We start from the raw sequence: 10,684 nt of genomic DNA, 5'->3' as shown, positions 1-10,684 counted from the left end.
GACACCTTTACCATATCAGAATGGGGTTCTTTTTTCATCACTTAACAGGTGAAAATGAAAAAGTAAATTTAAGCTGCCGTTAGGCAGTTGGCACATGTTTTCAACGAAAAGTATGAATTGTTCAGGAACAAGGTTAACTATTAACGAAGTTAAGTTATTTAAGGAGGTGTTATAGTGAAAAAGCGTCATTTAGTGCATCAGATGTACAACATGTCGCAAATGTTTTCTAGAGCTGCAGAAGTTCAAGGTCGGTCAGTGATGTCAAAAAGCGAGTTCAAGATACTGTTTCATGTATGGAAAACTCATCGAGAAGAAGATAAAATGTTGACCTCTCGTGAATTAGCTACTTTAATGAACGTATCTTCACCAGCAATATCTAGAACGGTCAAAGGCTTGGTTCAAAAAGAATGGCTGATTCAAGAAGATGACCCAGATGATCGCCGTAATATCTTTCTTAAATTATCAGATGAGGGAAAAGAAAATTATGAGCGAGCCATTCAACATATGGAAAACTCAATGAAAATTATTTTTGATGAGTTTACTGAAGAAGAGATCCGTGTCTTTCTCGATACAGGAGCTCGACTGACAAAAGTCTTAAATAAAATAAAAGAGGAAAGTGAGGAATAGTAATATTATATGAAAAATTTAATTAATCATTTAAAACCTCATTGGAAATGGGTTATTATTGCCCTTGTTGCGCATTTTATACAAGCATTCACAACGCTTTTGTTACCAACTTATACGTCTAACTTAGTTGACGTTGGGATTCAAAACAGAGGTGTGGAATTAGCAGTACCATTAAAAATGACCGCCAATTCAATGTCGGAATTCGAGATGTTATTATTACCTGAAGAACAGGAATTAATTGAAGAGCATTATACACAAGATGGAAACGGCAATTATACAATTAAAAGTTCCGTTGAAGAAAATGAAGAAATGATGACAGCTTTAAGTGAATCTTTTGAAGTTCCTTTAGCTATGTATCAGACAATCTCAGGGATGTCTGAAGAAGAATTAGCAGCGACAGCTCAAGAAAGTGATAGTTCAGAAGTGATGGACTTATCTGGTATGCGTGATGAGTACGTTGAAAAAATGAATACACTCGGACCTGCGATGGTGCATTCAACAGCGATTCAATCAGTTTTAGAAGCAACTGAAGAAGCTGGAGGAGACTTAAGTAGTACTCAAATTAACTACGCCTTAACGCAAGGTGGACAAATGTTACTGATTGCCTTAGTTGCATTCGGTGGCGGAGCACTTGCAGCTTATGTAGCAGCAGTCGTTGGTGCGAAAGTCGGAAGTACTTTAAGAACAAAATCTTACGAAAAAGTTCTTCAGTTCTCTAATGAAGAGATGGAGAAATTCTCAACGGCTTCACTGATTACACGTGGGACAAACGACGTGCAACAAGTACAAATGGTGGTAACAGTATTCTTTAGAATTGTGTTATTCTCACCAATGTTAGCGATTGGGGCATTAATTTATGTATTCCAATCACAAATTTCAATGTCTTGGATTACGATTTTAGCCCTATCACTTGTCGGAGTTCTTATGGGAATTCTTATGAGTGTTGTTATACCAAGATTTAAAGTGTTACAAAAACAAATTGACAAAGTGAACTTATTTGCTAGAGAGATTTTAACTGGGCTACAAGTTATTCGTGCATTTGGTCGACAAGATTTAGAATCTGAGCGCTTCGATGGCGCGAACCAAGATTTACGTAATAGTTATATCTTTGTTGGTCGTACAATGGCATTAATGAACCCAATCCTATTACTGATTGCCAATGGTATTTCAGTCTTAATTATTTGGGTAGGTAGCCACCGTATTGGTGACGGCTTAATGCAAGTAGGTGAGATGATGGCATTTATCACTTATACAATGCAAGTCATCTTCTCATTCTTTATGTTAACGATGATGTCAATTATGATTCCGCGTGCGATCGTTTCTGGGGAACGTATCCAAGAAATACTTGATACACCGTTATCTATTAATGATAAAGAAGACGTAAAAGTAATTGAATCACCAAAAGGTGTCGTAGAATTTGATAACGTCAGTTACAAATTTACTGGTGCAGATAATAATGTAATTAATAACATTAGCTTTACTGCAGAACCAGGTAAGACAACAGCAATTATCGGAGGTACCGGTAGTGGTAAATCAACGATTTTAAATCTATTAATGAGATTCTATGATGTTTCAGAGGGATCAATTAAGATTGATGGCGTTGATATCAGAGATATTAGTCAAAAACAACTCCGTGATATCATCGGATACGTACCGCAAAAAGCCGTACTATTCTCAGGTACCATTGAAAGTAATATTGGATACGGTGTTGATTCACTTTCTGATGAAGTGATGCATGAATCGGCTGATATTGCTCATGCAACTGAATTTATCGAAGAAAAAGAACGTGGCTTTAAAGAGCGTATCTCACAAGGTGGAGGTAATGTGTCTGGTGGGCAAAAACAACGTTTATCAATTGCTCGTGCCATTGCAAAACAACCTAAAGTGTTCATCTTTGATGACAGTTTCTCTGCTTTAGACTACAAGACCGATGCATCACTACGTCAAGCTTTAAGTGAAAAAGTTTCGGATGCTTCAATGATAATTGTTGCTCAACGTATTAGTACGATCCTTGATGCTGAGCAAATTCTTGTTCTAGATGAAGGTAAAGTTGTTGGATTAGGTAATCACTTAGAATTAATGGAAACAAGCGAAGTTTACCGCGAAATCGCGACATCTCAATTATCTCAAGCCGAATTAGATAATTATGAAGAACAATTTAAACAAGAGAGGGAGGGAGAATAATGGCAGATAAAGATACTCAACAAGAAGAAAAAGTACAAAATCAACCAAAAGTTGCTGGACCCCGTGGTCAAGGCGCCGTAGAAAAACCAAAAAACTTTAAAGATAGCTTACTTCGAATCTTTAAAGAAGTATTGAATTTTAAATGGGCAATATTACTTGTCTTTTTTACGACTATTCTCTCTGTATTATTTAATATTATTGGTCCTCGTGAATTAGGTAAAGCCACTTCAACATTATTTGAAGGTGTATTAGCTGAAGTTCAAGGAACAGGTTCGATTGAATTTAATGTTATCGGTAGAATCTTATTAACAGTATTAGCCTTATACGTAGTGAGTTCAATTTTCAACTGGGTTCAAGGTTTTGTAATGACAGGTGTTACGGAGAATGTCACTTACGGTTTACGTAAAAAGATGTTAGATAAGATTGATAATATGCCAATGAAATATTTTGAATCTCACTCACATGGTGAGGTCTTATCAAGAATTAGTAACGATATCGATACACTTGGAGCTTCATTATCACAGAGTTTTGCTCAATTATTAAACTCTATCATGACAATGCTTGGTATTGCGATTATTATGTTTACAATTAATTGGATACTCGCTTTAGTTGTATTAATTGTCGTACCAATTAGTTTAATTACAATTCGTATACTAATTAATGTATCTCAAAAATACTTCCGTCAACAACAAGTATCCCTTGGTGTAATCAACGGACAAATTGAAGAAAACTTTTCAGGACAAAATATAGTTAGAGCATTTAACCAAGAAGATAATGCTATTGATGTCTTTTATAAAGATAATGCTAAACTAGAAGAATCTGCGTGGAAATCACAGTTCTACTCAGGTGTCATGTTCCCATTCATGCGTTTCTTACAAAACTTTGGCTATGCTGCTGTTGTAATGGTTGGGGCATACCTTGTAATTATTGGTATGATTCGTGTCGGGGTTATTCAAGCCTTCACTCAATACGTTAACCGATTTACACAACCTATCACTCAGTTAGCTCAAATTGTAACTTTATTACAAACAATGTTTGCAGCGGCAGAGCGTGTGTTTGAATTCTTAGATGAAGAAGAACAAGATCAAACAACAGGTAATGCTTTAGATATTGAAAATGTACACGGTGATGTATCATTTAACCATGTTCAATTTGGATATAATCCTGATCAAGTCATCATTACAGACTTTAATGCCGATATAAAAGCGGGACAAAAAGTCGCCTTGGTTGGACCAACAGGTGCAGGTAAATCGACTATGGTTAAGCTGTTAATGCGTTTCTATGATGTTGATAAAGGTTCGATTAACTTAGATGGTGTGGACGTTAAAACGTATAGTCGTGCTAATTACCAACGTTCAATTTCGATGGTATTGCAAGATACTTGGTTATTTAACGGAACAATTATGGAAAACATTCGTTACGGACGTTTAGACGCAACGGATGAAGAAGTGATTGAAGCAGCCAAAGCTGTTCATGTCCATAATTTCGTTAAGAACTTACCTGGTGGCTATAACTTTGAAATTAACGAAGAAGCTTCAAACATCTCACAAGGTCAAAAACAACTTGTGACGATTGCGAGAGCCTTGTTATCAGACCGTCCAGTTCTTATTCTTGATGAGGCGACAAGTTCAGTCGATACTCGTACTGAAATTCTCATCCAACAAGCGATGGACCGTATTGTAGAAGGTCGTACAAGTTTCGTTATTGCTCACCGTCTTTCAACAATTAAAAACTCTGATTTAATTCTATACATGGAAAACGGAGACATTGTTGAACAAGGGAACCATGACGAATTAATTGCTAGAGGTGACAAATATGCAAATCTTTACAATAGTCAATTCGCTTCAGGTGGTTCACCGTTTGAGGAATTTGATGATTAAAGTCAATATTGAATATGCAAAAACTTCGATATATTTGAACTTTAGTTTATATAAAGCTTATAATATAAGTATCAAAGAAGATAGGAGCGTTTACAAATGAAGAAAATAATAAACGTCATACTTGTTACTTTATTAGTTGTCTTAACTATGGGGCCCTTACCGGCAAAAGCACAAGAACTTGCTCCAGATGATGTCTTGTTAAATGTGATTAATGGATTGAAAGAAATTGAATCTTTTAAAGGTGACTTTGAAGGTAATATGGATTTAATTTATCCTGAAGGAACGATGGACTACACTGTTGATGGAAGACTTCAAGTCAAGATAGCGCCCGAACTTGAAGTAGGTTTTGATTTAGACGCAACGATGAACGCTGAACATAACGATGGGTCGACAATGGATGAAACATATCACTTACTAAATTATATCATCGATGAAACAATGTACACATTTGAAGAAGATTCTACTAAAGAGGGTGAAAGTGAATGGGTCACTGCTGACCTTACTACGGTACTCGGTATGCCAGCGGAACAAATTACTACTCAATATCAAATGCTTGTATCAGTCATCGAAGGATCAATTCGTAGTTATTATATTCCGTCTAGGATGCATCAGTTATTAAGTGAGAAAACGACGGTAGAAGAGAATGATAATGGCTACACTGTCACAATTAACTCTTTCGAAACAGAGGAAGAATGGATTGAATTCTTTGAAGCCTTAGAAGAGTTAGGAATGACTGTGACTCAAGAAACAGTGGATTCGGGTGTTGAGATTAGTAATCAAATTGAAAATTATGAAGGTCAAGCTATTGCTTTGGCTGATGGATTAAATTATACAATTACCATCGAAATGGATGAAGATTATTTTATTACAGCGATTCAAGTGATGGTTGATTCGGATGTTCAAACACTCGAAGAAGCTTCAGCATCTGAACCTGATCCGGACATGCCAGAGTCATTGCAAGTAGAATTTAATTATAATGTCACTGACAAAAACTTTAATGAAAGTATTGAAGTGCCTGATGAAGTTCCAGTGGGAGTAGCTTCATAGAATAAATAATGAAAATAATATAAATTAAAATATTATTAGAATTTGATGTTGATTTCGTGTGAGTAGTCAGGTATACTGTTTGAAACAGAGAAATGAGGTTAGGAACATGCAACAATCATCCCATACATTAAAATCAATGTATTTTAGCTACTTTAGATAGCGTTCATACCACCTAGTATGAACGTATAACGAAAGTTCATATCTATGGTGGCTTGATATTGTTGTGTCTTGACCGCTTAGAGTATAAATTAAGCGGACCTCCTAAAATGGCCAGTTTCGAGAACTGCTTAGTTTATGCTAAGCAGTTTTTTTGTTGAAAAGCTATAAAAAGGGGAGTGTAAACAATGTCAATTTCTATATCAAAAGGATTTAAGACGAGTAAGATAATCTCAATCGTTATTAGTCTACTTATATTAGCTCTAGCTGTATTGAATTCAGCGATGCAAATTGGTTTTTTCAATATTCCAACCGTGACCTTTTCAGTTCTAGCTATTTTTGCTAGTAGCCTGGTATTATGGCTGTTTGTTGCCATCGATTGGCCAAGTATTTTATGTTTAATTTGTTTAGGTTTTCTACCTGAAGTCACTTATGGTCAAATTTTCCAGCAGTCATTTGGTAATACAACGTTTGTCTTTTTATTCTTTACGTTCTTAGTGACACATGCCTTAGAACAAACATCATTTTTAAAGCGAGTTTCAGCATGGGCAATTAATAGTACTTGGGCTCAAGTAAGTCCTTGGAGATTTGTTTTTGCTTTTCTATCGGTGATGTTATTAATCAGTACTTTCGTTTCACCAACGATCTTATTTATGATTGCTTTTCCTATCTATGAAGAGGTTATGACACAATTTGGTTTAGAAAAAGGGAATAAACAAGCTTCGAAATTATTAGTCGCCCTATATGCTTCAATAGCCATTGGAACGGCTATGACGCCTATTAACCACGTGTTCGCAATTACTGCGATGGGGCTATATGAAACGGCCTACGGAACGGCGATTACGAATGGTCAATATATGAGTTTCGCAGTGCCAGCCGGTTTAACAATTTTCTTAATTCTTTTAGTCTCTCTAAAGTGGATTTGGCGGATGGATTTATCTGGCGTAAAACTGGGTGAGATTGCTTCATTATCAGATTTACCAAAAGCAGATAAGAAAGAAAAAGCGGTCGTTTCGATCTTTAGTGGAGTAGTTGCTTTATGGTTATTACCAGAAGTATTAGGCTTTATCTTACCTGGAGTGGCAGCATTTCTAAAATCAGCAGGAATTGCTTTTCCACCTATGATTGGTGCTTTAGCTTTAGCAGTGGTTCATGTTGATGGGAAGCCGTTAGTAAAGTTACAAGAGGGAATTTCTAAAGGTGTGTTCTGGCCGAGCTTACTGATCGTAGCGGCGACACTCACTTTGGGTAGCTTCTTATCGAATCCTGATATGGGTGTAATTACTTTAATCGAATCATTCTTAACACCACTGTTAGTTGGCTTATCACCATTATTAATGGTATTAGTCTTCATCCTTTGGGCAGCCTTGCAAACAAATTTCTCATCAAACTTAGTAACTGTGTCAGTTGTTACAACCATAGTTATTACAATTGCGGGGTCACAGGTGGATTTACCAATAAATGTGGCAGTCGTTGCGAGTTTAATTGGATTCATGGCGTCACTCGCATACATGACACCACCGGCAATGCCTTATATTGCTATCTCAATTGGATCTGGTTGGACCACAGCTAAAGATGCTTTATTATATGGTTTTTACTTATTATTATGGAGTGCCGCAAGTGCGGTATTAGTAGGATATACATTAGGAAGCGTATTTTTAAGTCAATTATCATAGGAGGAATAATATGTTAGAAAAACAAAGAGCAACCATCGACCGAATTGATCGCGAATTGGTAAAGTTATTTGAAGAACGAACGAAAACGGTTGAGGAAGTAGCTGAGATTAAATTAGAGAACAATATGGAAATCTTAGATAGTGGCCGTGAAGCGGTCGTTATCGAGAAAGTACAAAGTTACTTAGAAGATGATTCTTTAAAAGGTGAGTTAGCCGATTTATATGAGAACATTATGCGCATTTCCAGAGGCCATCAACAAGAATGGATGAGTAAAAGAAAGTCGTAAGAGATAGGATAAAGGAGCAGTTTTATGAAAATAAATCTGAATTTTAATCGCTTACCTGGGAATTACTTATTTAATCATATTGCTGAGAAAGTTTCAGCACTCAAAGAAGACAATCCTGACTCAAAAATTATCAAATTGTCTATTGGTGATGTCACTCAACCTTTACCAAGGGGAGTAGTTGAAGCAATGACTCAAGCAAGTCAAGAACAGTTGAATTCTGAAACTTTCAAAGGCTATGGGCCAAGTACTGGCTATCCATTCCTTAAGCAAGCGATTATAGAGAATAGTTATCAAACATTGAATATTGATTTATCAGAAGATGAATTATTTATATCAGATGGTTCGAAGACAGATGCAGGAGCCATTCAAGAGTTATTTAGTCTGGAAGTTAAGATTGCGATTGGTGATCCGGCGTATCCAACTTATATTGATAGTAATGTTATGGCGGGACGCTTAGGAAATTATGACGCTATGAGTCAAAGTTGGTCTGAATTAATAACGATTCCGATGACGATCGATAATCACTTTCAAGCGGTGCCAGATTTTGAAGAAGGCGAGCAACCAGATGTGATTTATATTTGTTCACCGAATAATCCAACAGGTGTCGCTATGACTAAAGATCAACTGCAACAATGGGTTGACTATGCGATTGAGCATAAAAGTGTCATAATTTTTGACGGGGCTTATGAAGCCTTTATACATGATCATCATATCCCACATTCCATTTATGAATGTGAGGGGGCTAAGCAATGTGCGATTGAAATGCGTAGCTTTTCTAAGACAGCGGGCTTCACGGGTATGCGTATAGGTTATACTGTCATTCCAAAAGAACTCGTGATTGAAGGTCAATCATTAAATGCCATGTGGACGCGTCGCCAACCAACGAAATTTAACGGTACCTCATATATCATTCAACGCGCGGCATTAGCGACTTTCGAACCGGAAGTTAAAAAAGAGTTGAAGGATAATATTGTATATTATCAACGTAATGCTCAGCATATGGTTGATGCTTTCAATGATGCGAGGATTGAACACTACGGTGGGGTAAATGCACCATATATTTGGTTGAAAACACCAAGAGACTTATCTTCTTGGGAATATTTCGATGAATTACTACAGAAAAGTCAAGTTGTCATCACACCAGGTTCTGGCTATGGGGCTAATGGTGAAGGCTTTATGCGACTGACTGCCTTTGGAACATATGAAGATACAGTTGAAGCGACTCAAAGAATCGTCGAAACTTATTATAAATAAAAAATACGGTTTGAAGTTCTCAATGAATTTCAATCCGTATTTATTTGTTTAATAGTTAGCAATGATATCTTTGATGAGTTGATAGATAACGGATTGAATTTTATAAGTTGAATTATTTTGAAAAACAGCTGCACTCACTAACATTCCATGGGCATGAAATGTAGGAAATTCGCCCCAACTAGGTGAGATCACAATTGCGTTGAGACATTGAGACTCAATCCACCTGAAGTGTCAGGCATAATGTAGCGTTTATTTAATAGTGAATGAATTAATGGATGACTATTTAAATCGCCTTCTAAATGAAGGTTTACACCCATTACGTTAATAACCTATTCCGCACGTAAAATCTCTTCATTATTCTCATTCTCCATAATGTATTTTTGTGAGTTGTCATCATAATCAACAGTTTCATCATCTTTGAGAATGGTTAATTGGCCACGGTCCTCACCTTCAATAATAGCTTCAGCCGACTTCATCGGAAGTTTTCCTTTAGCTAAGTTAAAGGGTTCTTGATATTTATCTAAGTATGCTTTTCGTTCTGATTCAGGCATATATTGCCATAAGAAAGTCAATATTCGAGTTGTGGAAACACCAATACGTTCTGTCTTCGTCATTAAATTTGAATGATTTAAAGACTCTCTTAGCCCTGAAGTTCCTGTTTGCAAAGCAATATTATAGAAATCTTCAAAATGAATATTTAAATGATTAAACCCTTTTTGAATAAGTTTATCTAATGCATCGAAATAGAGAATTTTCTCATTTGAATCCATTGTCGCTTTGACGTTATCCATCGTAATATGTGTCATTTTTAAACTACTGTAATCTGCTGTTCCTACTGTATTGAAAAAGTTATGACGTGAGAAAGTATACACGGATTCATTTTCACGTTCTTGTAATAGATATTTGAGAACGTCGATCGCAGTTAGGCTTGTTCGAATGGCAACGATACGATCATCTTTAGAATAGTCATGCGTGAGTTCATTTAGTGGGGAAGAGTTACTAATGTAGTTTGGTTTTCCGTTCAAATGGTAAGGGTCTAATACTGGTAGAGAACCAGAACACAGATGGACACGAACATATTGACGAACCTCATTTGAAACAGTGGCTAATTCCAACTGTTTTGTTTCACTTAACTATCGCATATCTTCGACGGTTTCATAGTGTACAGTTGCATTCAATAATTCAATTTGCTTCATTGTTCAATCATTTAAATACTCACCAAACAAGGCACGCATCATAAATTCAGAAATATCGCCTTCAATTTTTGCTTCTTCTTTTAGCCTAACTTCATACTCACCTGATTGTTCGTAATCATAAGTAATATCAGTTGTTCTGGTATTTACAAGTGCTAAATCTGATTCTCTCTAAAAGGTACCCCTCGCCCAAAACTATGCGAGGTATCATAGCAAACAATAGTAACTTCATGATTTTTTCTTTAAATTCTTTTCCTCTGTTGTCAAATCAAATGCAACACTATTGTTATTCAAAAGACATACCCCATTAGACTTTTAGGTATAGGGTTTCCCCCATGGGGGAAATGTCGCTTTTCGATTCTTTTATAACTCAAGTCTTTA

Annotated in this window: 8 protein-coding genes; 7 read left to right on the top strand and 1 reads right to left on the bottom strand. The window is 36.2% G+C overall.

What is annotated here, in order from left to right:
- The first annotated feature begins 174 nt into the window (after positions 1 to 174).
- From ACEN31_RS09980 to ACEN31_RS09950, 7 genes are all read left to right on the top strand, one after another.
- Positions 175 to 627: a MarR family winged helix-turn-helix transcriptional regulator gene (locus ACEN31_RS09980; protein WP_138403537.1), complete on the top strand. Its 453-nt coding sequence runs from the start codon at positions 175 to 177 to the stop codon at positions 625 to 627.
- A 9-nt stretch (positions 628 to 636) separates the two neighbouring features.
- Positions 637 to 2,811 (top strand): ABC transporter ATP-binding protein, encoded by a 2,175-nt coding sequence (locus tag ACEN31_RS09975; RefSeq protein WP_407109321.1) that lies wholly within the window; start codon positions 637 to 639, stop codon positions 2,809 to 2,811.
- Positions 2,811 to 4,691 (top strand): ABC transporter ATP-binding protein, encoded by a 1,881-nt coding sequence (locus ACEN31_RS09970; RefSeq protein WP_407109320.1) that lies wholly within the window; start codon positions 2,811 to 2,813, stop codon positions 4,689 to 4,691. The genes ACEN31_RS09975 and ACEN31_RS09970 overlap by 1 nt, the downstream gene beginning before the upstream one ends.
- A 96-nt stretch (positions 4,692 to 4,787) precedes the next feature.
- The gene (locus ACEN31_RS09965; protein WP_407109319.1) at positions 4,788 to 5,738 is read left to right on the top strand and encodes a hypothetical protein; all 951 of its coding nucleotides are present in this window, start codon (positions 4,788 to 4,790) and stop codon (positions 5,736 to 5,738) included.
- A 344-nt stretch (positions 5,739 to 6,082) separates the two neighbouring features.
- Positions 6,083 to 7,570 carry an SLC13 family permease gene (locus ACEN31_RS09960; protein WP_407109318.1) on the top strand — a complete coding sequence of 496 codons (1,488 nt, stop codon included), beginning with the start codon at positions 6,083 to 6,085 and terminating at the stop codon, positions 7,568 to 7,570.
- 10 nt (positions 7,571 to 7,580) lie between these two features.
- Positions 7,581 to 7,856 carry a chorismate mutase gene (locus ACEN31_RS09955; RefSeq protein WP_138403532.1) on the top strand — a complete coding sequence of 92 codons (276 nt, stop codon included), beginning with the start codon at positions 7,581 to 7,583 and terminating at the stop codon, positions 7,854 to 7,856.
- 24 nt (positions 7,857 to 7,880) lie between these two features.
- Positions 7,881 to 9,110 carry an LL-diaminopimelate aminotransferase gene (locus tag ACEN31_RS09950; protein ID WP_407109317.1) on the top strand — a complete coding sequence of 410 codons (1,230 nt, stop codon included), beginning with the start codon at positions 7,881 to 7,883 and terminating at the stop codon, positions 9,108 to 9,110.
- Positions 9,111 to 9,439: 329 nt separating this feature from the next.
- Here ACEN31_RS09950 and ACEN31_RS09945 read toward each other — a convergent pair whose 3' ends face one another.
- The gene (locus ACEN31_RS09945; RefSeq protein ID WP_407109316.1) at positions 9,440 to 10,225 is read right to left on the bottom strand and encodes a hypothetical protein; all 786 of its coding nucleotides are present in this window, start codon (positions 10,223 to 10,225) and stop codon (positions 9,440 to 9,442) included.
- Positions 10,226 to 10,684: the final 459 nt, after the last annotated feature.

The organism is Ruoffia sp. FAM 26255, from assembly GCF_045528525.1.
Lineage (GTDB): Bacteria > Bacillota > Bacilli > Lactobacillales > Aerococcaceae > Ruoffia > Ruoffia tabacinasalis.
The sequence above is the reverse complement of the archived record's forward strand: the minus strand, read 5'-3'. Positions and strand labels throughout refer to the sequence as shown.